The following is a 25,514-nucleotide window of genomic DNA, read 5'->3' on the forward strand; positions in this document are numbered from 1 at the left end:
CACCCATGGACTCCCGAATGAGTGACGCCGCGTCTTGCCCGGTTCCTTTTTTTGAATGCAGGCGTCCAGCGCTCACTTGGCCGCCGTCTCCTGAAGATACGACCGACGACAAGCGCGCCTGCCGCGGTTTCGTGACGCGTCGGATGAAGACAGCCATGCCTGCTGTCGAATTACTGCTGCAGCATCTTGATCAGCAGGTTGCCGGACGAGGCCGCGCTGGTGGAAGGATCATTCGGATCCCACACTTCGTTGCCCCAGTTGACCAGGCTGCCGATGACAAGATCCTCGGCCAGCTCGCGACCGTTGCGGATCAGGGATTCGCCATCGCGCGAGATTTTTTTCAGCGTGCGCAGATCCATCTCTTCGACCTGGCCACCGAGCCGCACCGGCGCCTCCGTCGTCTTGACCAGCACCGCGAAAACCTCATCGATCACGGCTGAAATGCCCTCCTGGAGCTGCTTGCGCAGCAGCTCCATCTCCTGCTCGGACAAGCCGATATTCCTGAGCGCCTCCAGCTGTCGTATGCCCTGCTGATCCTGCTGCTGCGCGGTGTCCGACGCCTGCTCCATGGATGCGCGCGCTGCCTGGGCCAGCGCGGTGAAGTCAGTGCATGCCGCCGTCGTTTGAGGATCCGGCGGCAGCTGGATGGGGATACGTTTCAGTGGCCGCTTGAGCTGCGGATCGGGATAGGAAAAGTACATCGTCGATTCGTCACGTTCCATGTCGGATCCTGGCGCTCACAGTTTGGCAAAGGCCGGGCTGGCGAGGAATTTGTAGGCGCGATCGATCTGCTCATACATCTGCTGCGCTACCGCCTTTTCCGCCTCGCTTTTACCCACCTGTTTATCGGAGTGCCAGCGCAAGGCCAGCCTCTTGTAGTGCTTCTTGATCGTGCTCTGGTCACGCTCGTCCGGTTCCAGCCCCAGTGCGGCAAGAGACTCCGCTGCCAGTTTGTGCAAGTCCTGTCCGGCGTATTCCTGATCGAAGAAGCCGGTCCGGTTGAAGTCTTCGTTGACCTCGACGAAGACCTCTCCGGTGACGTGATCCTTGACCGTGCGCTCCCGGCTGACGCCATCTTCCGCAGTACGCCAGTCCGACCTGGAGTGGTGCGCTCCGTTCGTCTGATTGTAGGTTTCGTGCCAGGTCGTCTTGGTCATTTCGTCGTAGGTGGTTCGCAAGAGCACTCCCTGATCACCCGAGGCGCTCCACGCCGTACAACGATAATGCGTTTGCCGTCCGGGATGGAAGTAGGTCTTCCATTCGACAGCGTTCGCATGATCCCGGATCATGCCGACAAACCAGCCTTCGTTATTCGGAACGACCGGAACAAAGATGCTGAAATGTTGCAGCGGTGGTCCCTCGCGTCGGCTGGTGGTCCAGCGGCGTTGGTAGTTGTGTTCGATCTCGTCACGCTGCTGCCAGCCATCGGCGCCGCTTCTCCAGTCGGTCACGGAGATACGTTCACCGGTATCGACATGATGGGTCGCGTTCCATTTCACACCCTCGCTGTGCCACTCCATTCGCTCGACCCGTTCCCTGGCATCGAAATGGGCACCCGGCAGAATGCTTGCGCCCGGCGGCAGTAAGTTACGCCAGCGCCGATGGATGGCACGCTCCGCATCATGGGGCTGATGACTGGCGTAGATACCGTATTGCTTGAGCTTGCTGTAGAGCTTCTGGATCAGCCCGCTCATCTGCACCTGCAACTGAGCCAATCGTTGACGCGCCTCGGCATAAGCCTGCTGCGCACGCGGATGGCTCTGCATGCGCCGGGACAGATCAGGGGCATCGAACTTGGTACATTTCTTGTACCAGTCGCTGTTGCGCATGGCGCTGAATGACGAGGACAGCCTGGCTTGCCCTTCGCGAATCTTGGCACGGCCCTCGCCGCCGACAGAGAAATAGTCGCTGACCGACCGGAAACTGAAATTGTTGTAAATGCTCATGTTGTTGTCCTCAGAAAGAAGCGGTGCGGAAATCACGTCGCTGAACTGATTTCTGAGTCGCGACAGACTTGTACCGGTTCCCTTCATTGCAGGTGCTTGCGCCTGGGCAGGATCTCGCGATGAAATGAGGAAGCTCACGGAACGGTCGTTGTCCGTCGTGAGACCTGTGGGCAGCGTCAGCAGGCCGCTTCAACCCGTGCAGAGAAATGACATGCGCCGGGAACGCATCTCACCACGATGGATGAGGTGGGTTCCCGCCCTCTCCTTGACGCGCACCGTCCCTCAGGAAGTGGCAGCCAGCGGTGCCATGTTCAGGTTGCGCCAGACCGGCATGCGTTGTTCGGCGATGGCCTCGGCCAGATAGCGCAGTTCGGCATCTATTTCGTGCGGTGCTTCCAACGCCACGCCCGCCCGTTCGAGCTTGGCACCTTGGCGCTGCACGGCTTGCGCCATGGCGTGTACCCAGCCTTCCGGCTGTAGCACCGCATGCCCGGCCTGATCGTAAGCGACCCGCTGCAGCAGGCTGGATTTCACGCCATTGCCCAGCAATGGCGACGCCAGCGCCTGGAAATGATCGCACTCGCGGGAACGGGCTGCGATCACCCGGTTCAGGCGCGCTGCCGGAGCCTGATCGTTCCCGGCCGAGGAAAGAAAGAATATTGCCGCTTGCCTGCCCGCCATCAATAAGCCAGCCATCGACGCGACCTCGCGCAAGCCATATCCCCGGCTGCGGATTTCCGGCAGAGCGGCCAGTTCGACCAGCGAATGCGGGCGCTCCAGCAGCGCCTCGATCATCGGATCGGCCAGGCGCGCATCGGCGTTGATCTTGCCGATCACCAGCGTCAGTTCCAGATTGATCCGTGAGCGAGGCAGGGTGAGCGCCACGCCGCAGCGTTCCAGCCAGGCGTCACGGCGAGCCGGGCTCATCATGCGCGCGCCGCGGACGTAGATATCCTCGCGGAAAGAGCTGTTGCGCAAATGGTCCCATGCCAGCTCACGCATGCCGCTGTTGGGCAGGCCGGCCAGCAGGTCGCGTTGTCCCTGTGTCAGGTACAGCTGCGTGAAACTGTTCTCGAGCAGGGCCGAGCCGACATAATCCAGTTTGACCGCAGCCATCGCCTGGATCACATCGATGGAATACAGCGCATCCCATCCCTGGTTCAGATATTCGTGGGCGAGGTAATCCACGTGTTTGCCGCCCAACATCTCCAGCCGCAGCCCTAGTCCGTCGCTGTCAGCACGGGCGAAGGCGGCGGCTTTCTGGTCGCGCAGCGCCTCGACCAGTGCGCGTCCCTGTGCCACCTGGCGCTCGCAGGACAGCGTGCTGTCACGGCCGAATTCGCGCAGGAGGCGCTGCAGGGAAAGCGCCGAGCTCCAACCCGGCATGGCGTTGTAGTTGAGGTAGGCGATGCCGCCCGGCTTGAGGTAACGACGCAGGAATTCGGCGATGTACCTGCGGTTGGCTGCATCGACCCAACTGTAGACGCCGTACATGGTGACGAAATCGAACTGCGGCAGATCGATCTCGCCGCCCGCCATCTGCTCGAAACTGCATTCGATTACGGTCAGATTGTCCAGCGATGCGGCGTCAACCAGCTCGCGTGCGGTCTGGACGTGGGTGGGCAGGAAATCAACGGCATAGAAGCGCCCTTGCGGGTTGGCCGCTGCCAGCACCGCCGAGGTCAGGCCCTGGCCGCAACCCAGTTCCATATAGGTGAAGGGCCGATCCAGCGGCACCGGTTCCACCCCGTGCACCACACAGCCAACACTCAAATGAACCGGGCTTTGCTCGGCGAAGAAACTGACCGGATAGTCGATGCCATGCACATAGCCATTGCTCCATTCCATTGCGTTTGCCTTTCTGTCGTAAGAAATGCGCCGCACCGTATACCCCGGGCAGGCGCTGCGCATGCGACACACTGCATGCCGTTGTACTGATCCGCTGGCTTATTTGCGGGGCATGCGACGAATGCGGTGCCAGGGGAAATGCTCATCCAACACGGGCTGTTGGAGCGTGTCCACAGGCAGGGCCGCAGCTGAGATGCTGTGGCCGTTTCTCGCAGCGTCGCGCGAACGTGAATGGGTCATCGTGGTCGTCATCCTGTCAGATCAAGCAGGTAAAGAAGGCGCAGCGCTGATCAGACAGCCGCCTGCGCCGCATCCTCGGCCTTCTTGATGAACTTGGTGAACACCGTCACATTGTCGACGTTTGTCACCGCAGCACTGATGGCCGACTCGACTTGCATGGAGCGCTCAGCCCCCTTGCGAACGCCATCACCCACACCAACCGAAGAAGTCGCATTACTGATCATCCATTTCTCCTTGATTTCTCCTTGCCGCAGTCGCGCCTGGTACGTACCACCTATTGCTGGTCGTTGACGTTCTTGGCCATGGCGCTGAAGATCTTCAGCTTGGCCAGCGATGTAGCTTGCTGAGACACCCACAGCTGGAATTCCATGGCATTTTCCGAGCCGGCCCGGGCATTCTGCACCATGGGATCTTCACCACCCTGACGCAGGCTGGGATTGCCGTACGACTGGGATGAATTCATCATCTGGCTTTGATAAGTGCTCATCAGCGTCTCCTTTCATGAGGACGTCATTTGAAAAAAGAATCGACAGTGGCAGTGGCGGCACCGCTGCGGATACCGCCACCTGCCGGAAACTTTCCGGTCGTTACCGAGCTTAAATATTTTGGATGGCGTTATCCTCCCCTTTCTTCACGAATTTGGTATATGCGGTAACGGCATTGACAGCGGTTTCAGCTGCGCTTTCCATACTTTGATCCGCAATTGCATGTCCAGAACCTGCAAGAGAAGCACCACCTACAGCAGCCATAACAACCTCCATGAATGGTAAAAAAAAGTACCGCACTACCGGAACAGCAGAACGGTCATCGATGGGTGGGAAAGCCGACGCCGATAGTTCCGTCGGCGAGATCATTTTCTTTGTGCAGCGAGCTGGCGGAATGTCCGCCAGTCTTCCTGTATGGATTTTCCGGCGGTGCGGTTCCATTCATGGCAGGCGCCTGCAATCGAGCTGCGAGGCGATGTGACGAAATGAAAGAGTCGCACGGAACCGTTGCGCCCCCCGAAACAACCTATCGGGGCAGTAATGATGTTCCCTTCAACTCTTACAAGGAAATAACATGAGCTTAAGTATCTCGTCTGGTAGCGTCAGCAGCATCCCGACCGGCGCCGAAATGGATTCGTTCTCGTCGACCCTGAAAAATGCATCATCCGGCGACCTGCTCAAGGCCCTGGGCAAAGATGGTATGGAGCCATGGCAGAAGGATGCCATCCTAAAGGAACTGGAAAACCGAGCGCAGCAATCGCAGAAACCCGATTCCAACAGCGGTGCCAACAGCGCCGGCAACGGTGGCGGCAATGGCGGCGATGATGACGAGATCAAGAAGCTGCTCAAGAAACTGACCAAAGGCACCATCAGCCCTGGTGAAGAGCAGAAGCTGGCCGGTGCCCTGGGCGTGGATACCCAGACCCTGGATGCCGCCAAGGGCGGCGATGCTGGCGGCGGCGACGCCGGCGGCGGCGACATCAAGGGCGGCTGATCCTTTAGCAGGGTTGCGCGATGGCGTGCACGATCCAGCCATCGCAGCGCCTGTGCAGTGCCTGCAGGCGCGCAACAAAGCAGACGAGACCCCGGCATGCCGGGGTCTCGTCGTTGCTTGCGTGTTGCGTCACCAGCGAGCGCACGCATTACACGCTGCGCTATCCTGGCTCACTCAGATTTCCGTTCCGTCCTCACCAAACAGGTAATGGTCGCGCCGCCAGCGCAGTGCCAGGCTCACCAGGAAATCAAACAGTTCCAGGGTCGATTCCAGCGAGGCCGAACTCAGTGAAAAGCGGCAGATGAGGATGATGCTGTCCTTCTGCGCCTGATAGGTGAAGGCGGGGCAATTGGCGTTGAAGAGATACATGTTGGTCTCCAGCAGGCGCAGCAATATTTTCTCGCGCTGAAACTGAGGCAGCGGGCCGAATTCGCAAGACAGCAGCACGCTGTCCGGCACGATCAGTCCACCGTGGTAGAGATTCAATTCCACCCCCTTCACCTGCATGGTGGTGGCCTGGTGCATGGTTCCCTGTAGAGGCATTCCGAAATGTGCGCCCAGTTGTTCAATCAATTGTCGGTAACGGCTGATCGTCATTTTTGCTTGTTGTTGTAGGCCCGCGTATTGCGTCGGCCAGGCGGTGCCGCAGCGGGGCAAGCACCTGCAGCACCGCCGCTGAGAGCCGGCTCCACGACGTCCTTGTAACGTCCTGCTCCGGCCTGCCGTCTTACTTGATGTCTTCCGGTTTGGGGCTGCTGTCTTCCGTGCATCCCTCGATGAAGTGTGCCGACGGGGTTCATGAGGGTATCCAGGGGATGCGTCAGTGCATGAAACAGACCGCCAATGAGCGACATGATGTACTCCTTTCCTTGAGGTGAAGTTGACTCGACATGAGTCGACATGAGTGGGCGCGCCACTGTGCCCGGTTCCCTCCCCGTCTCGTTCCCTACGCCTGCCCACGCCCCCTTGCCGGCCACCCGATAGCGGCCGGATCGCCCGGCCATTCCCATTTTATTGCCACGATGGAACCAGCCCTTTTCGGGCCTCAACTCAATGACGCGGGTTCAATGAATTTCCCGCCATTCACCCCGGAAGCACCCTTGACGTGACATGCACACACCGCCCTCCCATTGGTGCGGACATGCCCCTGTTACACGGCAACTGCCTCCGGTTCATCACGCAATTTTGAGAATACACAGGCAAGAAAAAAAAATGGCATACATTCCATCCACCAGCGGCATCAAGCGCGATTACGACGACTACGCCGACACCTCCTCCCAATCCCCCACCCGCGCCACGACGCCCACTGAAACCGGCGGCACCCCGCGCATCTCCGGTTCCGGCTCGCGTGCCTCCTCGCTGCGGGCCGTCTCTGATCCCGTGGTCGCCGAGATCCTGCAGAACATCACCGGCAAGGACGATGGCCTGGCGGCCAAGAACCTGTCGTTGCTGCAGAAGCGCCTGGGTTCCGGCTTCGTCAAGATGATGACCAGTCCCGGTGTAGCCGACCTGGTGCGCGACGTCAAGCTGGAACAGAACTTCGAGACCCAGCGCGGGCAGGACGCCGCACTGGCCAAACATTTTGGCGATGCCTCGGCCGTGCCGCTGCCCGCCAACATCAAACCGACCGAATTCGTGGTGGCACCGCTGGACATCATGCCCTACAAGGTCGCCGACTCCGGCGAGTTCCGCGCCACCCTGCTGGAACTCAACGGCACCGGCTACGGCAACATCACCACCATGGAGCCCAACACTCTGGACACCGTGATGAGTTCGTTCGGCAACGTCAGCCACATCCTTGAGAAAGAACCGACGGCACTGTTCCTGGTCGCCTGTTCCGGACGTGAAGATCCGCCCGCGTTCGGGCAAAGCAAGAAGATCCACGAAAAGCTGATGATCGCCAATGCCATGCAGACCACCATCACGCAAGCGCAACAGGAGCAGGCCGAGAAGACCGGTCAGCCGGTCCTGGGCGTGCAGGTACTGGGCGTGGACAGCTTCGATGCCGACGCCCTGGTCATGAAGGACGGCAAGCCGGTCATCGAGAACAGCAAGGCACTGGAAAAACCGGGACGCGACAAGGATGGCGTGGAAAAAATGAAGAACATCCTCAACGGCCACAACTGGGACAAGCCCACCCAACCCACCGTGCTGGTCGGCTATACCGCGCAACTGGCCAAGGCCATCGAGATCCACGACGGCACGCCCTTCCTCAATGGCCGCAAGGTCAGCTTCATCGGCAACGACCGTCTGGTGCTGAACATCAATGCGCTCAATGAAGGCAGCGGCAAGAAACTCGATACCAGCAAATTCACCTCCAACAACATCAGCTATGTGCCGGCCGCTTCCAAGGGCCACGCCTACGCGTTCACCAACCAGTTCAACAAGGCCGAGGGTGCGGCCTATCCGGGCTTCTCGCGCGAGATCGTCAATCGTCAGGCCTCCACCCTGGAAGATGTCGAGAAGGAAGTGCTGAGCATGCTGGCCGAGGGCAAGCGCGTCATCATCAAGCCCAGTGGCACCGGCCATGGCGACGGTATCCGCGCCTTCGACATTGCCGAGAAGGAGACCCCGGAACTGATCCGCCAGGAAATCAGGGAGTCCTACGAATCGGTCAAGGGCACCTATGGTGACCGTGGCGGCTTCCCGTACACCATCTCCGAGTACCTGACCGCCGACCGTGTGTCCAAGGAGGACTCGCCGCTGAAGTCGATGAAATACGAATTTCGCGTGGCCGTGTACTCGGATTACTCCGACAAGGAAAAGGGCCCTCAGCTCAAGGCGGTGCCGGCGATCATCAAGATCGATGGCGGCTCCAAACTGCGCGAAGGTGAAAGCGGCGACTTCTCCAAGAGCTTCGCCAGCGTCTCGGCCCAGGTGCTGGCCACCGGCCTGCCCGCGTCCGAATTCATGAAGCCGCTGTGCAGTGAAGCCACGCTGGATCTGGTCGGTGTGAGCAAGGAAGAGATGACCGAGCTGTGCGAGTGGTCAACTCGCCTGGTGTCGCACATCCTGGCCAACGTCGACCAGAGCGACACCATCCTGGACAAGTAATTTCCGCAGAGTCAGACGCGTAATCCCGTGCGGCCCGGCGCCGCACGGGGCTTGCGCCCTGCTCCATCCATTCGACTCAGAGATAATCATGGCTGCCATTTCACATCATTCGCCCGGCGACACCAGCCAGGCGGGTTCCTCAGAACAAGCCCCGGTCCAGGAACGTGCGCCCGCATTGCAAGCGCGCGTCGTTCCGTGGGGACCGGCCCTGCAACTGAACAACGACGACATCTATCCCATCCTCCAACAGAAGTGGAAGAGGCACCTCGATCTGGGTAGCAGTTTCCAGGAGGGGTCTTCCCCCAAGCGCCTGCGCACCGAGGATATCGACACGGCCCAGGTACCGCTGCCGCCCTGCGTCAACTTCGTCCCGGTCGGGGTGGTCGGCGGCATGGGCCCGGAAGCGACGCTGGACCTCACCCAGAAGCTCTTCAAGACAGCCAAGGAGGTGGGCGACCCGAAATCCGACCAGGATCACATGCAGGTCATCACGATGAACATCCCCAATCTGATCAAGGACCGCACTGCCTATCTCAACAGCTTCACGGGCGACCGTAACAACGCCGGCGAATGGCGCGCCCATCTGCTCAAGAACGACCCCAGCAATCCCTATCATGGCGCGCTCGCCGTGGCACAGGCCTGCGTGGCCGCGGGGGCGCATTTTCTGATCTTTCCCTGCAATACCTTCCACGCTTACCACGGCGTGCTTTCTGAAAAACTGAAGGTGCCGCTGCTGCATATCGCCGAAGCCACCATGTGGGCACTCAAGAAGCAGAATCTGGATCCGGACAAGTCGGTCGGTCTGCTGGCCACCAACGGCACCATCGACAGCAAGCTCTACCAGACCACGGCGACGCGCATGGAGCAGTATGGCTGCCCCCGCATCAAGTGGGCGCTGCCCTCCCCGGCATCCCAGAAAGACAACGTGATGGCCGGCATTTACGAAGGGGTCAAGTTCGGCGACATGGAAAAGGGAACCAGACTGCTGGACAATGCGGTTCAGGAACTGGGCAAGGAGCACAAGCTCTCGGCCGTGGTGGAAGGATGTACCGAAATTCCCCTGGCATTGAAAGACAAGGATTACGGCGACATCAAACTGATCGATCCGACCCAGGCCCTGGCGGAGATGGCGGTGGAGTTTTCCCGCAACCTGGCGCGACTGGAAACGAAGTTTGCACGCTAGGTCCGATAACGAAGAACAACGAGGTCATCCATGTCCAGACAGCACTATGAACAACTGATCCACCAGCTCTGCAACCTGTGCCAGATCAAGGGTGCGCAGGGTATTCTGGAAGGCGGACCGGTGGCGGTGAACGATGTCGTGTTCTCACTGGCCCACCACGAGCAGCTCAGTCCCGACACCCTGCTGGTCTATTGTGATTTCGGCGCGGTGGAAGCCGGACGCGAAGCCCAGGCCTATCGCGCGCTGCTGGAGACCAATCTGTTGATGTATGCCGGCAACGGTCCCATCTACACGCTCTCGCCGGCGACCGGTCGGATCGTCTTTGCCAACCGTTACCGGCTCGGCGGCATGGATGCCGTCATGCTGCGTTCGATTCTGGCCCATCTGGCCGCCAAGGCCATGGACTGGCGCAAGGATCAGTTCCTCGACCCTCCGCCGGCCAGGCGGCATCACGGTCATGCCAGCAAGATCCCGCAGCTGTGGAGCAGACCCACCTCCACCGACGACGATGGCATCACGCATTGAAGCAGTGCGCGCCAGTGCTGCTGAACTGACGCGTCATCAATGATCTGCGCCTGACGATGCTGCCTGCCTTCCCGGCAGGCAGCATTTTTTCTACGGTCTCTTTCAGGTCAGGCTGACGATGCCCACTTCCCCGACAATATCGATGCGGGTGCCATAGGCGGCAGACAAGCGTTGCAGACGTTGCAGGATGCGTTGGGCGTCCTCGCCGTGGGCGATGCGCGGAATGCCGCGGTCGGCATCGCGTTCACCCTGCCAATGCATCTCGATGGGGTGCAGCACGATCTGCTGCAGCTGGCCACGACTGCCGTAGCGATTGACGGCCACGACGCTCTCATACCACACCTGTTCCTTGAACACGCCATGCACCCGTCGGTGCTCCATGAATTCGGCCTCGGTCATGGACATCGGTTCTACCTTGTCCTTCTCGTGTTCATCGCGGGTGATGGGCTGCTGCTGGTTCTCCATGAAGAAGAAATTGCCCAGCGAGTAGTAGATCGGCTTGCCCTTGTAGATTTCGATTCCGCGCAACTGGTGAGGGCCGTGGCCGATGAAGGCATCGGCACCATTGTCGATGGCCTGGCGGGCCAGCAGCGGCATGAAGTCCGGCGGTGTCTCGCAGAAATTGCCCGGTTCGTGCGTGTGCATGGAGATGATGGCGAAATCGGCGCTCTGCTTGCCCTGGCGCAGGTGATGGATGATTTCCTTGCGGTCGCGCTCGTCCATGGTGAAGGTGAAATCAACGCCCTCACCGACCTCCTCGCTGGCACGGTACTTGATATCGAACAGGGTCACCGTGCCATTGCGGGCATCGGCAGCCAGAACGGACTTGCGCATCATGCCCTTGGGCAGCGCATCGCGAATGGCCGCCAGCATCGCCAGTCGCTGCGGGGAAACCAGTACATGGCGCGTGGTGCGCAAGGCATTGAGGCCGGGGCGCCCCGGAATCTGGCCGAGCGGATCGATGGCCCGGGCATTGGCCTCAAAGCGCGAAGCCAGCGCGACCATGGCCACGCGTGCCGCCGGGATGCACAGGTAGCGCGGCGCGCGGGCCTGCGCCAGCGTCTCGCCGGTTCCGGCGTGAACCATGCCGGCCTTGTCGAACAGCGCATCGGTATAGCGCATGCCCTCCACGCCCCAGTCGGTAGTGTGGTTGTTGGCGCGGCTCATGAGATTGAAGCCCATGTCCTTGATATCCTGCGCCACGGCAGGCGTACTGATGAGCCAGGAGCCGCCGGCCAGCGCCGACGGATAACCGCCGAAGCGCTGCAGATCGATGGCGGTTCCCTCGAAATTGCCGAAGGTGACATCCCCGCTCCTGAGCAAATCGATCAGGTCCGGGCTCTTGCGCTGCAGCCGGGGAAAGATGGCGTCGGTCAGGATCAGGTCGCCTGTGGCCACCAGAGTGAAACCCTCTGGCACGTTGGCATCCATCCATGAAGGGGCCAGTTTTCCTTCTTCGTGGTGGACGTCTTGCTTGTCGTTCATGGCTGCTCTTTCATTACGTTAAGCGGGTCGGGACGCGGATCAGCGGTCGTTGCCGATACCATCCCAGCAGGCCCGCGCCAGGCGGCCCAGGGTATTGAAGGCCGACACGTAGCCGGGCATGCCGTCAGGCATTTCCCAGGGCACCTGGTCGGTGTAACCGGTCAGGATGAACAGGGGCTGTTCGTTGCGGAACACGATGCCACCATCCATGCGGCCCCGCTTGCCGGTACCGCCCTTGTGGGCGACCTTGGTATCGGAGGGCAGCAGCGATGCCATTTTGGTCCGCAACTTCTGCCAGCTCAAGACCTCGATGGCAAAGGCGCATTGTTGCGGCGTGCAACCCAGGCGCTGTGCGGCTTCGTGATCGGAACAGCCCTTGAGGATCAGGTCATACAGTAGTCCCTGATCGCAGGCGCTGATGGTGGTCACTTCGTCGAGCTTGTGATCGGGCGGCATATCCGGACGCGGCACCGAATTGCGATGGACCGTATTGCGCATGCCGATGCCATGACAGAACTGATTGATTTCTTCCAGACTGATGCGCTCCATCACCATGGCCGTACACACGTTGTCGCTGACGATGATCATCTGGACCAGGGCGTCGCGCAGGCTGATGGTAAAGCCCGGCGTAAGGTACTTGAAGGTTCCCGACATCACGCCCTGACGCAGCCTTTCCTCGTACACGATCGGCGCATTGAGGTCCAGCCGCCCCTGGTTGACGGCGCGCAGCACGGCCATCAGGATCGAGGTCTTGCGGGTGCTTCCCGACGGGAAGGCGACATTTCCGTCGCGATCGGCCTCCTGGCCGGTGATCAGGTTCTTGACATACCAGGCGGTCACATAGGGCTGCTCATCGCAGATGGCGTTCAGGCGCGCTACCAGGTCTTGCATCTTGATTTCCTTTTCGACGATTTCCGATTCTGTGCTACGTGAGGAGGTGACGCAGTGGCCTCACGGCGCGGGCGTCACCGGCGGACTCTGGTGCATATCCTTGCGCAGGTGCTCGGCCAGCGAGGCCAGGAAGCTGCTCAGATCATGCTGCAGGCGGTCGAATCCCTCATGTTTCTCGCAGCGCTTCTCGTTCATGTAGACGCTGCGCTTGATTTCGATCTGGATGCTATGTCGGCGCATCGTCGGTACCCCATAATGCTGGACGATATAGCCGCCCTGATACGGCGTATTGATCCTCACGCGATAGCCGCGTCGGTCAAACTCGCCGGCGACCCACTCGGTGAGCGCGCTGCTGGCCGAGTTGCCCTTGCGGTCGCTGACCACGATGTCGGGGCGATCCGCGCCATTGTCCACGTTCATGGCATTGCCCACCGACTTCATCGAATGGCAGTTGATGTGCCAGACGCGGCCGAAACGCTGGAACGCTTCATCGAGCAAGGCCTTCAGAACGGCATGGTAGGGATGATAGTAATGACGCAGGCGATGTTCGACCTCCTCGATGCTCAGCTTGTCCTGATACATCGGAATGCCCGGCAGGGCGTGACGCCGGATCAGGCCCATGCCACGGCTGCATGCCGCTGAGGGTGTGAGCGCATGGGGCCAGGGCTGCGCCAGCATCTCCTGGTCGATATCATCGGGCGCGCGATTGGGATCGATGTAGGCGCGCGGAAATCGCGCCGACAGCAAGGCCGCTCCGACCGCCGGCGCGCCCGCCCACAATTCGTCGACGTACGCATCCCAGGTGGTCTGCAAGGCCTCGGCAGGTGCCACGATGCCGCTGTTGAAGGGATACATCGTGCCACTGTGGGGCGAATCGACCACCAGCGGCAGCTGGGTCTCGCTCACGCCCGGGCGCAGTAATGCATACACTTGATTGACTGACTTGATCATTGCTTTTTCCGTTGGATACTGCGACGCCATCAGGCGTCATTGAGATGGCATGCAGACCAGTGGCCATCGCCGATGCTGCGCAGCATCGGCCGTTCCTCGCTGCAGCGGCGCATGGCGCGCGGACAGCGGGGGTGAAAAGTACAGCCGGCGGGTGGGTTGAGCGGACTGGGCAGCTCGCCCTGGATCGGCCGATGTTCCACCACCTTGGCATCGAGCCTGGGCGCATCGGCCATCAGCGCCTGGGTATAAGGGTGGTTGGGCCGGGCGAACACTGACCGCTTGTCGGCGATCTCCACGATGCGGCCCAGATACATGATCGCCACCCGATCCGCGATGTATTCCACCACCGCCAGGTTATGGCTGATGAACAGATAGGTGAGTTGCTTGGTCTCGCGCAATTCCATGAACAGGTTGAGGATCTGCGCCTGCACCGACACGTCCAGCGCCGAGACGGCCTCGTCGCAGACGATGAACTTCGGGTCCAGTGCCAGCGCCCGCGCAATCGCAATGCGCTGACGCTGCCCGCCTGAGAACTGGTGCGGATAACGACCCGCATAGGACGGGTCCAGACCGACCTGCCTGAGCAGATCGCCGACGAAGGCAGCGGCATCCTTGCGTTGCACCAGTCCGTGATACAAGGCCGCTTCGCTGATGATCTGATCCACCCGCTGGCGCGGGTTGAGCGAGGCATACGGATTCTGGAACACCATCTGAATGTTCAGGTGCGTCTGCAGGCTCGGCCTGGTCATGTCCACGCCGTCGAAGGAGAGACTGCCGCTGGTCGCCGGCAGCAGACCGGCGATCATCCTGCCCACGGTGGATTTGCCGCAGCCCGATTCCCCGACCAGCCCCAGGACTTCGCCGCGTTCTATGCTCAGCGAGACTTCATTGACCGCGTATACCCGCCGTGCCGGCGGCCTGGCCAGCCCCAGCTTGCCCAGCGCCCGTGTGAGCCCGCTGCTCTTGAGGCTGAAGCTCTTGCTTAATTCATTGGTCGTCAGCATTGTCGTCATCCTCATGCACTCAGTGGGTAGAAGCAGCGATGTTCGCGGCCGCCCGCGGCCACGACCGGCGGAATGGTCTGGCAATCCGGCGCTGCACGGCTGCAGCGTGGCGCGAAGGAACAACCGGGTGGCAGTCGCAGCAGCGGCGGCGTGGCACCGGGAATGGAGTAAAGGCGCTTGCCCTGGTGCCCGGACTGTGGCAGCGAGTCGATCAGGCCTTGGGTGTAGGGATGCAGCGGCTGGCGGATGACCTGCTGTACCGGCCCGCGCTCGATGATGCGGCCGGCATACATGACGCACAGGTCGTCCGCCAGGTCCTTTACCACGCTGATGTCATGGGTGATCCAGATCAGGGCGGTTCCGCTTTCGCGCGCCAGCTGTTTCATCTCATACAGGATCTGGGCCTGGATCGTCACATCCAGCGCCGTGGTCGGCTCATCGGCGATGATCAGATCGGGATGATTGATGATGGCATTGGCGATGGCCACGCGTTGACGCATGCCCCCGGACATCTCGTGCGGATATACCCGCATGCGTTCCTCGGGGGCCGGGATGCCGACCCGCTTCAAGGCGTCGCACACGCGCGCATCAATCTCCTTGCGCGAGGCCTTGCGATGGATCGCAATGGTCTCGCCCAGTTGCGCGCCGATGCGCATGACCGGGTTCAGGGACATCATCGGGTCCTGGAACACCATCGCGATGCGATCCCCGCGCAACTGGCTCCATCGCCTGGGGCTGGCCTGCCTCAGGTTCTCGCCCTTGAAGATGATCTCGCCGCCTGTGACGCGGCCCGGTGCGTCGATCAGGTTCATCAGCGAGAAAGCCGTCACCGACTTGCCCGACCCGGATTCACCGACGATACCCAATACCTTGCCTTTTTCCAGCGTGAACGACACATCGTCCAGCGCCTTGGCCACACCCGCTTCCGTGTGAAATTGGGTGACCAGATTCCTGACTTCCAGCAGTGCCATCTTCGCTCCTTATGCGTCCAGCTTGGGGTTGAGGACCACGCGCAACTGGTCGCCTACCAGACTTACCGCCATCACCAGCAAGACCAGGGCCACGCCGGGAAAGACGCTGATCCAGTACTGGTTCGACAGCATGTAGTCGAAGCCGTTGGAAATCAGCAGGCCCAGTGAAGGCTTGGTCTGCGGCAGGCCGATGCCGAGAAAACTCATGGTCGCCTCCAGCGTGATGGCATTGGCCATCTGATTGGTCGTGGTCACGATCAGCGGTGCCACGCAGTTGGGCAGCACGTGACGGAACATGATGCGGCGCGCCGGCAAGCCTTGGCCCAAGGCCGCCTCGATGTAATCCTTGCCGCGTTCGACCAGGGCCGCGCCGCGCACATTGCGGGCAAAAATGGCCCACTGCACCAGCACCAGCGCCATCAGCGTCTTGTCCACCCCCTGCCCCAGCACGGCCAGCAGCACCAAGGCCACCAGGATCGTCGGGATGCTCAGTTGCACATCGACCACGCGCATGAGCAAGGCATCCACCTTGCCGCCGAAGTAGGCCGACACCAGGCCCAGGCTGGTGCCCAGCACCAGTGCCACCAGCGCGCTGGCCACACCGATGCCCAGACTGATGCGCAATCCGTAGAGAATGGCGCTGAGCATGTCGCGGCCAGCGCCATCGGTGCCCAGCAGGTAGTGCATGCTCTGGTCGGTACTGAGCGTACCGGGACTGCGTTCGGCTTCCAGGATGGAGACCTTGGACAGGTCATAGGGATCCTGAGGGGCAATCAGCGGTGCGGCCACCGCCGCCACGATCAGGATGGCCAGCAGCAGTGCAGCCGCCGTGCCGACGCGGCTCTTGAAAAAGCGTCTGGCCAGTACGCGCCAGGGGGACTCCGAGGCAGCAGTCTCGGTGGACGGTCTGGCGACGCCTTCTCCTGAGTGAGCCTGCGATGCCAGTGCGCCTGTCTCGATATCATTCATCATCATTATGTTTGCCTCTTTACGCCGACTTGGTCCGCAGACGCGGATCCAGGATCAGATACAGCACGTCCACCACGAAATTGATCACCACATAAAGCAGCAGGACCACCATCAGGTAAGCCACCACCACCGGCCGGTCCAGCTGCAGCACCGAATCGATGATGAGCTTGCCCATGCCGGGCCAGGCGAAAATGGTTTCGGTGATCAGGGAAAAGGCGATCAGGTGGCCGAACTCGATGCCCATGACGGTCACGATGGGAATCATCACGTTAGGCGCGATATGCCGCATCATCAGACGTACCGCCCCTACCCCCTTGGCGCGCGCAAACTTGACGTATTCCTGTACCGCCACCTCGCGCGTGCCGGCCTCGGTCATGCGCATCACCAGCGCGATGTTGTGCAGGGCCAGCGTACAGGCCGGCAGCACCATGTACTGCAGCCCTTCCCAGCTGAGGAAGCTCACCTGTATCCCCAGCAAGGAAGTGGTCGGGCCGCGGCCGCCGGAAGGCAGCCACCCGAGGTTGACCGAAAACACCAGGATCAGCAGCAGGCCCAGCCAGAACACCGGCACCGTCACGCCCAGCACCGAAAATCCCATCGCCAGCTTGTGCACGCGGCTACCGGGGCGCAAACCGGACCACATGCCCAGCGGAATGCCGATCAGCGCCGACAGCAGCAAGGCCGCCACGGCCAGTTCGAAGGTGGCCGGCATGCGTTCGAAGATCAGACCGATGGCCGGCTGATTGAAGACGAAGGAATTGCCCAGATCCCCATGCAGGGCGTTGCTCACGAAGCGCAGGTATTGCTGGTACATCGGCAGATCCAGCCCCAGCGCATGCGAGGCGCGCTGTATTTCTTCCAGCGGGGCATCCGGCGCGACCAGCAGATGAATGGGATTGCCCACCAGATTGATGCCGACGAAAGCCAGGATCGACATCACAAAGATCACCAGCACGCTTTGCAGCGCGCGCCTCAACAACATCTCAAACATCGTTCCGCTCCCATGTCGAATTCACGCCGGACTCCTCCTTGCGATCCGGAGGCTGTCCCGGCAGCCCCTTGCAGATCATGATACGCTGTATCAATGAGCGATACTATATATTATCAAGCGATACCGTGTCAAACAAAGATCACCCTCTGAAACCTCTTTTTATGGATCACGATTCCAGGCGGAAACCCTTATCCAGAGCGGGATTCCAACGTTTCCCGCCGGATGGGTTTAGACGCGAATCCGCGGAGAAAGCGCGGTTCACTCAAAGAAAAAAAGGAGTGCAATCTGCACTCCTTTCAGGTTGATGACGAACCCCGTGTTTTCGAACACGGGGTTTTGTTTTTCAGGCGCAGGTAATTTGCAGATGGTCGATGGCGCAGAAGCCAAGCAATGCGCTCATTTTTCTCTGTAGCCACTTTTGTACGCTGGCATAGGCGTTCAAGCCCGGTAAAAGCGCGCGCAAGCGCGCCACCAGCAGGGCAATCTTCTTCATGTTCTGGGCCGCCGCCGCCAACAAGCACTGCTCGGCGACCTTGCGCAAGCCGCGCATGCGGGCATAGCGATGTCCGTGCAATTGCTTGGCGTCGGCGAAGCTGCGTTCTACCGTTTCCTTGCGTCGGGCATAGATGCGCTTGCCCCATTCGGTACGACGCCGATCATCCACCTTCTCCTTGGAACGCTCCCACACATGGCGCGTCACCACCTTGACCGCATTGGCGCTATTGGTGCATTGCTCGCGTACCTTGCAGCCCCGGCATTGTTCAGGCTTGGATTTGTATTCCCGATACCCCTGCCGATTGGTGGTGCTGTAGTGCAAGGACTGGCCCTGCGGGCAGATGTATTCGTCACGGTAGGCATCGTACTCATACGCCCGTTTAAAGAATGTCCCCGGCTTGTGGTTGGGTGTGCGGTAGCCCATCACGCCGCTGATCTCGCGATTCTCCAGTCCCTGGCAGACGGCCGGTGTGAAATAGCCAGCATCCAGGCCAACGGCCTGTACATCAAATCCGAACGTCTGGCGCTGACGATCCAGGCGTGCCAGATAAGGTTGACTGTCATGGACTGAGGCGGGCGTGACATGGGTATCGGTAATGATGCAATGCTTGGCATCGACGGTGCGGTGATCCAGGTAGAAGAAGCCCTTGGGCTTGTCGTCGCGCACCATGTAGCCGCTCTCGGGATCGGTGCGACTAACCTTGATCTCTTTGGTGGGCGGCTCATCATCATCGTCACGTTTGAGCGGCTTCTTGCCATGCTCGGCACGGTCGATATCCACAGCCGCATCCAGTTCGGCCAGATAGGCCGAGGGTGTCTGGGCAACTTGAACGTAGTCGAACTTGTTCTTGTTGGCGTTGGCCTTGAGGTGGGTGCTGTCGCTGTAGAGCACACGGCCATCGACCATGCCGCGTCCAATGGCCTGGCGCACGATCTCGTCGAAGATGTCTTGATAGACGGTGGTATCAATGAAGCGGCGGCGCCGGTTCTGGGAGAAGGTGGAGGAGTCCGGCACCTTGTCGGTCAGACGGAATCCGGCAAACCAGCGATAGGCCACGTTGACCTGGACCTCGCGGATGAGCTGGCGCTCGCTGCGGATACCGAAGAGGTAGCCGATGAACAAGAGCTTGAAGAGTACCACCGGGTCCAGTGCCGGGCGGCCATTGTCGGCGCAATACAGATGCGCCACCTTCTCGCGGATGAACTCGAAATCCACCGCCGCGTCGATCTTGCGCAGCAGGTGGTCCTTGGGCACGAGCATCTCGATGGTCACCATCTCTAACTCGTGCTGGGCGGCTGTCGGTTTTTTGAGCATGACCGATTAAACAACAAAGCCTTGGCTCTCGCCAGGGCTTTGTCATCAATCTGAAAGGAGTGCAATCTGCACTCCTTTCCATGTCGCGTGCGACGATCTTTACTTCTGGCGGATATCCATGGCCATGGTGAATCCGTCGGCGCGCGGGGTCAGCACGAGGTTCTTCTTCATGGCCCAGGATGCATTGAGGTGCTGCAGCGGAATGATGGCGACATCGCCCAGGGCCAGACGGCTGGCCTGCCGCTGCAGATCTGCCCGCGCCGCCTCATCGGTAGTACCGGCTGCGCGTTCGATGAGTGCATCCACTTCCTTGTTGCTGTAGCGGCCATAGTTGCTCACGCCAACCGAGGTGGCCGCGTTGTAGCTGTGGATCGTCGATACCAGTCCCGTGAGCGAATCGCCGGTCACGGCCCCGTTGCCTACCAGGAAGGCGCTGAATTCCGGTTCGCCGCTGCCGCTGCCGAAGGCTCGGGTCTGGAACACGGCATAAGGCATGGTCGCCACGTCCGTCTTGATCCCCACCTGACTCCATTGCTGGGCGATGGCCTCGCACAGTCGGGCGTCATTGACATAGCGGTTGTTGGGGCAATGCAGGGTCAGCTGAAAACCTTGCGGATAGCCGGCCTGCGCCAGCAACTCCCGCGCCCTGGCGACGTCATAGCCGCTCAGCCGGAGCTGGGCGTCGTAGCCGAAGAATCCCTTGGGCACCAGTTGCTGGGCCGCCGTGGCATCGTCCTTCATGAGGTACTTGATGATGCCGTCGCGGTTGATGGCCATCGACATCGCCTGACGCACCTTGAGATCCTTCATGGGGTTCTTCTTCATGGGGGCGCCACTGGCGTCGCGCACGAAGGGCGAGCTGTCGCGGAACTGATCCAGTGCCAGGTAGTTGAGCATGTAGGACGTCACCGAGACCAGCTTGAAGGCACGCAGCGAAGTCTCCATGTTGGCGGTGATATCGTTGATGATGTCCAGCGAGCCGGACAGCAAGGCGGCTGCGCGAGCCGGCTCACGTGGTATGAACTGGAAGCTCACGGTATCCCAGGGTTCCTTCTCGCCCCAGTACGCCGGATTCTTGTTGAGCACGAGTTTCTGTCCATGCAGCCAGCTGCCGAAGCGATACGGCCCGGTGCCGATGGCCGATTTGCCATTGGCGAAGCTTTCTTCGCTGACGTGCGCACCCAGGGATCTGGGCAGGATGGCGATGAGGCCGAGATTGTCGGGCAGCGTCGGGCTGACGTGCCTGGTCTTGACCTGCACGGTCAAGGGCGCAGTGACGCTGATGGTGCTCACTTCGCGCAGATAGGAACGGAAGGTGCGCGGCCCCGACAGGTTCATGGCGCGCTCGATCGAATACTTGACGTCCTCGGCCGTCATGGTCTGCCCGTCATGGAATTTCACATCCGGCCGCAACCTGAATTCCCAGGTGGTCGGATTGAGCATGCGCCAGGACAGCGCCAGACCAGGCTTGGGACGGAGATGATGATCCTGGGCCACCAGTGAATCATAGACGTGGGCCCAAATATTGCGGTTGGCGCTATTGAGCACATGGGGATCGGCCGAGGTGATTTCCGCCTTGAACCCGATCTTCAGTTCAGCCGCCTGCACGACCGTCCCCAGCAGTCCAACGGCGATACAGGCTGCGGCAAATATTTTCCTCACTACCTTGAACATGTTGCGACCCTCTTCTTGACTTCGATTAAACAGTTGAAGCTGCCGCCATCAGCTCGGTGCATTCCCGCCTCTGACCAGAGCAGCAATGCTTCCGGGTGGAGACAGGACACCAGACCTGCATTGGCGCGCGAGCGCGTATTTCATGACGGCTTCGCCTCGCCGTCACTCGCGCCAGCCACCCTTGCCAGCGGCCGGCAGATGAGCGCATGGATAGCTTGCCTGCGACGTTCAACGATATCCCAGATTCATTGACAACTGGCGCGCCACCGTGCGCAGCATACCGGCCATTGCCGTAACCTCTTCGCCACCGATACGGCTGGCCGGGCCGGCCACGCTGATGGTGGCCATCACCTCGGCATTGGCATTGAAGACGGGCGCTGCAATGGCCACCGAATCGACCGACATCTCGCCGTAGGAGACTGCATGCCCCGCCTGCAACACCTTGTCCAGCGCCTGCCTGAGGCTGCTGCGATTGACCAGCGTGGCCCCGGTGAAACGCTTGCGCTCAGTGCGCAGGACATGATCCTGAATCTCCCGGGGAGCATAAGCCAGCAGTACCTTGCCCGACGCTCCTGCATAGAGCGGCCGCCGGTTGCCTGGTTGGCTCGGGGCGTTGACAGGCTCGAAGGATTCCCAGCGTGCAATGCAGACCGATTCCAGACCATCGCGGATGCGCATCTGCACGGTTTCGTGGCAGGCGGTGCCGATCTGCCGCAGGTATTTCTTGCCCAGTCGGGCCAGACTGATCTGGCCCTCGGCCTCCACCCCCAGGTATAAGGCATTGTGGCCCAGGTAATAGACAGGAGCATGGTGGTCGCGACAAACCAGACCGCTCTTCTCCAGCGTATAGAGCATGCGGAACGCCCGCGCCTTGGTCATCCCCGAGCGCAGCGACAACTCCGTCACCCCCAGGCCGGGACATTTTGCCACCAGCAGGAGCAGGCCCAGCGTCTCATCAACTGCATCGATTGTGTAATCAGGCATGACTCTGATGTCTCGGCAGGAGTCCGGCGCGGTTGAGCGGCGCTACCCGGGCAGGCCGACGTTCCGGAAAAAAGCCAATCCCGCAAGCGAGATTGGCAAAGAGGAGCCACCTCAAGAAAAACAGAACCTCAGAAGCGATGCAGGATGCCCAGCGCCAGGGCGTTCTGCGACTTGTCCGCGCCCGGCGCACCATTGCTGGTGAGGCCCGGGCTGTACATGTCGGCGGCCCGCATGTTGGCCACCATCGCGTACAGCAGGCTGCGCTTGGACAGATTGTAATCGGCACCCAGCACCAGCGTGGTGAGCTTGCCCTTGCTGGAGGCACCCACGAAGTCGTAACGGGAATGGATCACGCTACCCTTGAAGACCCAGTTGCCCAACTTGTAGTCGGCACCGACGTCATAGATGTCCGCGCGCGAATTGTTGATGCCGCCTGCAGTGAATGCCGCTACGCCGCTGGTGGCGGTCGCGGTACGCACAAAGTTGACCGCAGTACCCGAAGAGGCGTTGACCAGCGGCTGCTTGACCAGTGAGTAAGTGCCGCGCAGGGTCACGGGACCGATATCGTAGTTGCTACCCAGCATCCAGACCTTGGTGCAGGTGTCGCCTGCATTGCCCAAGGTGGAAGTATTGCAGCCGGCGTTGGAAGCCGCACCCTGGTCACTGCTGGTATTGGTGGTGGCCGAGCCGACGGTGGCCGCCTTCTTCGACTGCCAGTAGGCGAAGCCGATGCCGAACGGGCCATTGTCATAGTTGGCACCCAGTCCCAGCGACTGACCGGTGCTGTTGGAGCCGGCCGTCTCGCCGAAGGCATAGGTGAAGTTGGCCTGGAAGCCGCTGAAGTTCGGCGTGGTGTAGTAGATCATGTTGTTGGCGCGTTCGCCGGTAGCACGATCCAGATTGTTGCCATGCGCCTTGCCGGTGAAGGGCAGCATGCGCGATGCAGTGGAATACTGGTTGGCGATGAAATCGGTGTAATCCTTGCGGCGACCCAACTGCACATCGCCGTAATTACCGGACAGGCCTACCGTGGTGCGGCGACCGAAGGTGGCACCATTCTGCGTGGAGGCGCCGTTATCCAGCGTAAAGCCGCCTTCAATGACGAACTCGGCCTTGTTGCCGCCGCCCAGATCCTCGGCACCACGGAAACCAAGACGCGACTGCGTGTACTGGCCCGAATCGATGCCCACGCGATTACCCGTGCTGGTGCCGGTGGTAGCCACCTTGTCGACATAACCCAACCCGGCCGTGGCAATGCCGTAAATCTCCACCGAGCTTTGCGCACAGGCGGTCCCCACCAGCCCCAGGCAGGCCAGTCCAATTGCGGATTTCTTCACATCTCTCTCCCTTGATACCAGATTGTCGATAATAGAAACATCATCCCATCGTCTCATTCTGCAAACCACTGTAACGACAGGCGACATGTTAAACAGCTGTATCCAGCTCGTCAACGATGTTTCATTAAAAAAATAAGCTGTATTATTATGTGAAACAACGTCGGCTATTCAGGCGCGGAAAATGCGCCGGAAAGTGGCACGGGCAGGCAACCTGCACCAAATGAGACAATGCCCGGCGTCATCTTTGGCCAAGCCAGGCGTTTCACTGATCGAAAGAGCGCAGGCGTGCTCCGGACATCGCACCGATGAATGCGTCAGGCCATGCATGGCAGCCTATTGACACCTGAGTGCAAGGAAAGCGAGATGCGACACGACATGCCGAAAAAAGGGCGACAGCGCCGCGTGCCGGACGGCGATGTGCCCGCCGATGTGGCCGCCAACGACGCCGGCCTGATGGCGAGCATCACCCAGGGCGATCTGGTCGCTTTCGAGAAATTATATAAACAGTATTGTCCGCGGCTGACCGCTTTCCTGCGTCGCTTCGCCGCCCACCCGCACCTTGTCGACGAGATCATCAACGACACCATGCTGGTGGTGTGGCAGAAAGCGCATACCTACGATCAGACCTGCAAGGTCTCGACCTGGGTGTTTTCGATTGCCTATCGCCAGGGTCTCAAAGCACTGCGCAGCGTGCAACGAAAGACAGAGATCGTGATCGACGAAGATGAGCTCAGCGCCATGCCCGAGCCGGAACAGCAGATGAACCATCTGCAAATGAGGAAATTGCTGGAAGACGCGCTGGGCGAGTTACCGCTGGAGCAGCGCAATGTGGTCGCCCTGACCTACTACCACGGCATGGCCTACGATGAGATCGCACACACCATGAGATGTCCGGTCAATACCATCAAGACCCGCATGTTTCATGCGCGGCGCAAGCTCAGATCGCTGCTGCATGCGTATCAATGAAGAAGAAAGAGGCGTTTCAGGCCGGGCCGGGAGCGCGTCCCGGGAAGACTCGACGGATCGCGCGAGCAGTCCGGCCTGAAAGCAATACAGGAAAGGTCTGCGTTTCTCAGGCCAGCGCGTCGACGTAGCCCAGCAGTTGGGAGAAACGGGCGGCGGCCTGGGTGATGATCTTGACGTACTTGTCCAGTTTCTCCCTGGGCACGCGGCTCGATGGCGCCGTCATGGACAGCGACGCCACCACATTGCCTTGGGAATCGCGCACCGGAGCGGCGACCGCCACCATGTCCGCCGTCTTCTCGGAATGGGAAATGCTGAATCCCTCCGCCAGGATCTTCTTGAGTTCCTTCTTGAGGTCGGCCTGCTTGATGATGGTGTTCGGGGTGAATTTCTGCAGCTTGCCGGAGAGGATCTCGGCCTGCACATCGGCCGGTGCATACGCCAGCAAGAGCTTGCCGGAGGCCCCGGCAAACAGGGGACGGCGATCACCCAACTGGCTGTGAACCCGGATCGCATGCGGTGCATCCCACCACGCCACGCAGACGGTATCCATGCCGTCGCGCACCCTGACCAGGACGCTCTCGTTGCATTCGTTCCCGATATCCTGAAGGATGTCACGGGCCACGTTGACCAGGCTCAACTGGCCCTGCGCGGCGGTTCCCAGAATCAGCGCACGATAACCGAGGCTGTAGGTCGCCATGGGCAACTGACGCCGTACCAGACCACATTCTTCCAGCGTAGTCAGCAGCCGGAAGGCACGCGCCTTGGTATTGCCGGAGCGCTTGGCCAGCTCGGTCACGCCATTGCCCCCTTCTTCAGCCACCAGAAACAGCAGCTCTATCGCCTTGCTGACGGCATCGACGGTGTAACTCATAAATCAGTTTCCTTGTTATTCAACGCAATCTTCACGAGACCGTCACCAACGGCCTGGTCCCGCCCCCACGGGATGGCCATTTTCGCAGAAATACGCGCCTGGTGTTCGCCCGCCCGGGCAAATCAGGTCACGACGTCTCGCAACTCGTCCGCAACCTGCCCGATGAAACGGAAGATCAAGGGCAAAACGATACACTGTTTCCCTGATGGAAACAATACAAGCCCGCACCGCGGCGGCGCATCTCCTTTGCGAACCAACTGGCGCGCCATCGCCACTGACGGTAGCCAGGCATGCAGGCCGTCACAGCCGATGGCGCAACCCGGGAGGAGACGCTC

General features: G+C 60.6%; 24 protein-coding genes. 5 read left to right on the forward strand and 19 right to left on the reverse strand.

Features of this window, described 5'->3' with window-relative positions; genetic code table 11:
- Nucleotides 1-170: 170 nt before the first annotated feature.
- The 6 genes from AACH55_RS12480 to AACH55_RS12505 all read right to left on the reverse strand — a co-directional run bounded on the left by AACH55_RS12480 (nt 171) and on the right by AACH55_RS12505 (nt 4,960).
- A complete protein-coding gene (locus AACH55_RS12480) occupies nt 171-722 on the reverse strand; it encodes a hypothetical protein (protein WP_338720115.1) in 552 nt (183 codons plus the stop codon).
- A 15-nt stretch (nt 723-737) separates the two neighbouring features.
- Entirely contained in the window at nt 738-2,084 is a 1,347-nt protein-coding gene (locus AACH55_RS12485; protein ID WP_338720117.1) for a J domain-containing protein, read from the reverse strand.
- Nucleotides 2,085-2,228: 144 nt separating this feature from the next.
- A complete protein-coding gene (locus AACH55_RS12490; protein WP_338720119.1) occupies nt 2,229-3,794 on the reverse strand; it encodes a class I SAM-dependent methyltransferase in 1,566 nt (521 codons plus the stop codon).
- A gap of 290 nt (nt 3,795-4,084) precedes the next feature.
- Nucleotides 4,085-4,258: a hypothetical protein gene (locus AACH55_RS12495; RefSeq protein ID WP_209568931.1), complete on the reverse strand. Its 174-nt coding sequence runs from the start codon at nt 4,256-4,258 to the stop codon at nt 4,085-4,087.
- A 50-nt stretch (nt 4,259-4,308) separates the two neighbouring features.
- Entirely contained in the window at nt 4,309-4,521 is a 213-nt protein-coding gene (locus AACH55_RS12500; protein WP_209568933.1) for a hypothetical protein, read from the reverse strand.
- Nucleotides 4,522-4,630: 109 nt separating this feature from the next.
- Entirely contained in the window at nt 4,631-4,960 is a 330-nt protein-coding gene (locus tag AACH55_RS12505) for a hypothetical protein (protein ID WP_338720122.1), read from the reverse strand.
- A gap of 133 nt (nt 4,961-5,093) precedes the next feature.
- Between AACH55_RS12505 and AACH55_RS12510 the strand changes: the two genes are divergently transcribed.
- A complete protein-coding gene (locus tag AACH55_RS12510) occupies nt 5,094-5,513 on the forward strand; it encodes a hypothetical protein (protein WP_338720124.1) in 420 nt (139 codons plus the stop codon).
- Between the two features lie 174 nt (nt 5,514-5,687).
- Here AACH55_RS12510 and AACH55_RS12515 read toward each other — a convergent pair whose 3' ends face one another.
- On the reverse strand, nt 5,688-6,110 hold the full coding sequence (locus tag AACH55_RS12515; RefSeq protein ID WP_310838666.1) for a CesT family type III secretion system chaperone: 423 nt from the start codon (nt 6,108-6,110) through the stop codon (nt 5,688-5,690).
- Nucleotides 6,111-6,725: 615 nt separating this feature from the next.
- On the opposite strand from AACH55_RS12515, the gene AACH55_RS12520 reads away from it, so the two are divergent.
- The 3 genes from AACH55_RS12520 (at nt 6,726) to AACH55_RS12530 (ending at nt 10,275) form a co-directional block, all read left to right on the forward strand.
- The gene (locus AACH55_RS12520; protein WP_338720127.1) at nt 6,726-8,567 is read left to right on the forward strand and encodes a hypothetical protein; all 1,842 of its coding nucleotides are present in this window, start codon (nt 6,726-6,728) and stop codon (nt 8,565-8,567) included.
- A gap of 88 nt (nt 8,568-8,655) precedes the next feature.
- Nucleotides 8,656-9,750, forward strand: a complete 1,095-nt coding sequence (locus AACH55_RS12525) for an amino acid racemase (RefSeq protein WP_338720129.1) — start codon at nt 8,656-8,658, stop codon at nt 9,748-9,750.
- Nucleotides 9,751-9,780: 30 nt separating this feature from the next.
- The gene (locus tag AACH55_RS12530; protein WP_338720131.1) at nt 9,781-10,275 is read left to right on the forward strand and encodes a CesT family type III secretion system chaperone; all 495 of its coding nucleotides are present in this window, start codon (nt 9,781-9,783) and stop codon (nt 10,273-10,275) included.
- A gap of 102 nt (nt 10,276-10,377) precedes the next feature.
- Here the strand turns inward: AACH55_RS12530 and AACH55_RS12535 are convergent, their stop codons facing one another.
- The 11 genes from AACH55_RS12535 to AACH55_RS12585 all read right to left on the reverse strand — a co-directional run bounded on the left by AACH55_RS12535 (nt 10,378) and on the right by AACH55_RS12585 (nt 23,342).
- On the reverse strand, nt 10,378-11,760 hold the full coding sequence (locus tag AACH55_RS12535; protein ID WP_338720133.1) for a CapA family protein: 1,383 nt from the start codon (nt 11,758-11,760) through the stop codon (nt 10,378-10,380).
- 39 nt (nt 11,761-11,799) lie between these two features.
- The gene (locus AACH55_RS12540; RefSeq protein WP_338714804.1) at nt 11,800-12,651 is read right to left on the reverse strand and encodes a serine hydrolase; all 852 of its coding nucleotides are present in this window, start codon (nt 12,649-12,651) and stop codon (nt 11,800-11,802) included.
- A 60-nt stretch (nt 12,652-12,711) separates the two neighbouring features.
- Nucleotides 12,712-13,602 (reverse strand): N-formylglutamate amidohydrolase, encoded by an 891-nt coding sequence (locus tag AACH55_RS12545; protein WP_338714806.1) that lies wholly within the window; start codon nt 13,600-13,602, stop codon nt 12,712-12,714.
- A 29-nt stretch (nt 13,603-13,631) separates the two neighbouring features.
- The gene (locus AACH55_RS12550; protein ID WP_338714807.1) at nt 13,632-14,615 is read right to left on the reverse strand and encodes an oligopeptide/dipeptide ABC transporter ATP-binding protein; all 984 of its coding nucleotides are present in this window, start codon (nt 14,613-14,615) and stop codon (nt 13,632-13,634) included.
- Nucleotides 14,616-14,617: 2 nt separating this feature from the next.
- The gene (locus AACH55_RS12555) at nt 14,618-15,577 is read right to left on the reverse strand and encodes an ABC transporter ATP-binding protein (protein ID WP_338714809.1); all 960 of its coding nucleotides are present in this window, start codon (nt 15,575-15,577) and stop codon (nt 14,618-14,620) included.
- A gap of 9 nt (nt 15,578-15,586) precedes the next feature.
- Nucleotides 15,587-16,552 carry an ABC transporter permease gene (locus tag AACH55_RS12560; protein ID WP_338714810.1) on the reverse strand — a complete coding sequence of 322 codons (966 nt, stop codon included), beginning with the start codon at nt 16,550-16,552 and terminating at the stop codon, nt 15,587-15,589.
- Between the two features lie 13 nt (nt 16,553-16,565).
- Complete coding sequence (locus AACH55_RS12565; protein WP_338714811.1) at nt 16,566-17,537, reverse strand: ABC transporter permease; 972 nt, start codon at nt 17,535-17,537, stop codon at nt 16,566-16,568.
- Between the two features lie 343 nt (nt 17,538-17,880).
- Entirely contained in the window at nt 17,881-19,347 is a 1,467-nt protein-coding gene (locus AACH55_RS12570; RefSeq protein ID WP_338714814.1) for an IS1182 family transposase, read from the reverse strand.
- Nucleotides 19,348-19,446: 99 nt separating this feature from the next.
- Nucleotides 19,447-21,021: an ABC transporter substrate-binding protein gene (locus AACH55_RS12575; protein WP_338714815.1), complete on the reverse strand. Its 1,575-nt coding sequence runs from the start codon at nt 21,019-21,021 to the stop codon at nt 19,447-19,449.
- A 228-nt stretch (nt 21,022-21,249) separates the two neighbouring features.
- Entirely contained in the window at nt 21,250-22,005 is a 756-nt protein-coding gene (locus AACH55_RS12580; protein ID WP_338714816.1) for an IclR family transcriptional regulator, read from the reverse strand.
- 128 nt (nt 22,006-22,133) lie between these two features.
- Nucleotides 22,134-23,342 carry a porin gene (locus AACH55_RS12585; RefSeq protein WP_338714817.1) on the reverse strand — a complete coding sequence of 403 codons (1,209 nt, stop codon included), beginning with the start codon at nt 23,340-23,342 and terminating at the stop codon, nt 22,134-22,136.
- 309 nt (nt 23,343-23,651) lie between these two features.
- On the opposite strand from AACH55_RS12585, the gene AACH55_RS12590 reads away from it, so the two are divergent.
- Nucleotides 23,652-24,308 (forward strand): RNA polymerase sigma factor, encoded by a 657-nt coding sequence (locus AACH55_RS12590; RefSeq protein ID WP_338714818.1) that lies wholly within the window; start codon nt 23,652-23,654, stop codon nt 24,306-24,308.
- 106 nt (nt 24,309-24,414) lie between these two features.
- On the opposite strand, the gene AACH55_RS12595 is transcribed toward AACH55_RS12590, so the two are convergent.
- Nucleotides 24,415-25,179: an IclR family transcriptional regulator gene (locus AACH55_RS12595; protein WP_310158016.1), complete on the reverse strand. Its 765-nt coding sequence runs from the start codon at nt 25,177-25,179 to the stop codon at nt 24,415-24,417.
- Between the last annotated feature and the right edge of the window lie 335 nt (nt 25,180-25,514).

Origin of the sequence: Herbaspirillum sp. DW155 (assembly GCF_037076565.1) — a bacterium.
Classification (GTDB): Bacteria; Pseudomonadota; Gammaproteobacteria; order Burkholderiales; family Burkholderiaceae_D; genus Herbaspirillum.

Coding starts and splice junctions, on each gene's coding strand:
- AACH55_RS12480 (WP_338720115.1), bottom strand. CDS start 722: ATGGAACGTGACGAATCGACGATGTACTTTTCCTATCCCGATCCGCAG.
- AACH55_RS12490 (WP_338720119.1), bottom strand. CDS start 3,794: ATGGAATGGAGCAATGGCTATGTGCATGGCATCGACTATCCGGTCAGT.
- AACH55_RS12495 (WP_209568931.1), bottom strand. CDS start 4,258: ATGATCAGTAATGCGACTTCTTCGGTTGGTGTGGGTGATGGCGTTCGC.
- AACH55_RS12500 (WP_209568933.1), bottom strand. CDS start 4,521: ATGAGCACTTATCAAAGCCAGATGATGAATTCATCCCAGTCGTACGGC.
- AACH55_RS12505 (WP_338720122.1), bottom strand. CDS start 4,960: ATGGAACCGCACCGCCGGAAAATCCATACAGGAAGACTGGCGGACATT.
- AACH55_RS12510 (WP_338720124.1), top strand. CDS start 5,094: ATGAGCTTAAGTATCTCGTCTGGTAGCGTCAGCAGCATCCCGACCGGC.
- AACH55_RS12515 (WP_310838666.1), bottom strand. CDS start 6,110: ATGACGATCAGCCGTTACCGACAATTGATTGAACAACTGGGCGCACAT.
- AACH55_RS12520 (WP_338720127.1), top strand. CDS start 6,726: ATGGCATACATTCCATCCACCAGCGGCATCAAGCGCGATTACGACGAC.
- AACH55_RS12525 (WP_338720129.1), top strand. CDS start 8,656: ATGGCTGCCATTTCACATCATTCGCCCGGCGACACCAGCCAGGCGGGT.
- AACH55_RS12530 (WP_338720131.1), top strand. CDS start 9,781: ATGTCCAGACAGCACTATGAACAACTGATCCACCAGCTCTGCAACCTG.
- AACH55_RS12535 (WP_338720133.1), bottom strand. CDS start 11,760: ATGAACGACAAGCAAGACGTCCACCACGAAGAAGGAAAACTGGCCCCT.
- AACH55_RS12540 (WP_338714804.1), bottom strand. CDS start 12,651: ATGCAAGACCTGGTAGCGCGCCTGAACGCCATCTGCGATGAGCAGCCC.
- AACH55_RS12545 (WP_338714806.1), bottom strand. CDS start 13,602: ATGATCAAGTCAGTCAATCAAGTGTATGCATTACTGCGCCCGGGCGTG.
- AACH55_RS12550 (WP_338714807.1), bottom strand. CDS start 14,615: ATGACGACAATGCTGACGACCAATGAATTAAGCAAGAGCTTCAGCCTC.
- AACH55_RS12555 (WP_338714809.1), bottom strand. CDS start 15,577: ATGGCACTGCTGGAAGTCAGGAATCTGGTCACCCAATTTCACACGGAA.
- AACH55_RS12560 (WP_338714810.1), bottom strand. CDS start 16,552: ATGATGATGAATGATATCGAGACAGGCGCACTGGCATCGCAGGCTCAC.
- AACH55_RS12565 (WP_338714811.1), bottom strand. CDS start 17,537: ATGTTTGAGATGTTGTTGAGGCGCGCGCTGCAAAGCGTGCTGGTGATC.
- AACH55_RS12570 (WP_338714814.1), bottom strand. CDS start 19,347: ATGCTCAAAAAACCGACAGCCGCCCAGCACGAGTTAGAGATGGTGACC.
- AACH55_RS12575 (WP_338714815.1), bottom strand. CDS start 21,021: ATGTTCAAGGTAGTGAGGAAAATATTTGCCGCAGCCTGTATCGCCGTT.
- AACH55_RS12580 (WP_338714816.1), bottom strand. CDS start 22,005: ATGCCTGATTACACAATCGATGCAGTTGATGAGACGCTGGGCCTGCTC.
- AACH55_RS12590 (WP_338714818.1), top strand. CDS start 23,652: ATGCGTCAGGCCATGCATGGCAGCCTATTGACACCTGAGTGCAAGGAA.
- AACH55_RS12595 (WP_310158016.1), bottom strand. CDS start 25,179: ATGAGTTACACCGTCGATGCCGTCAGCAAGGCGATAGAGCTGCTGTTT.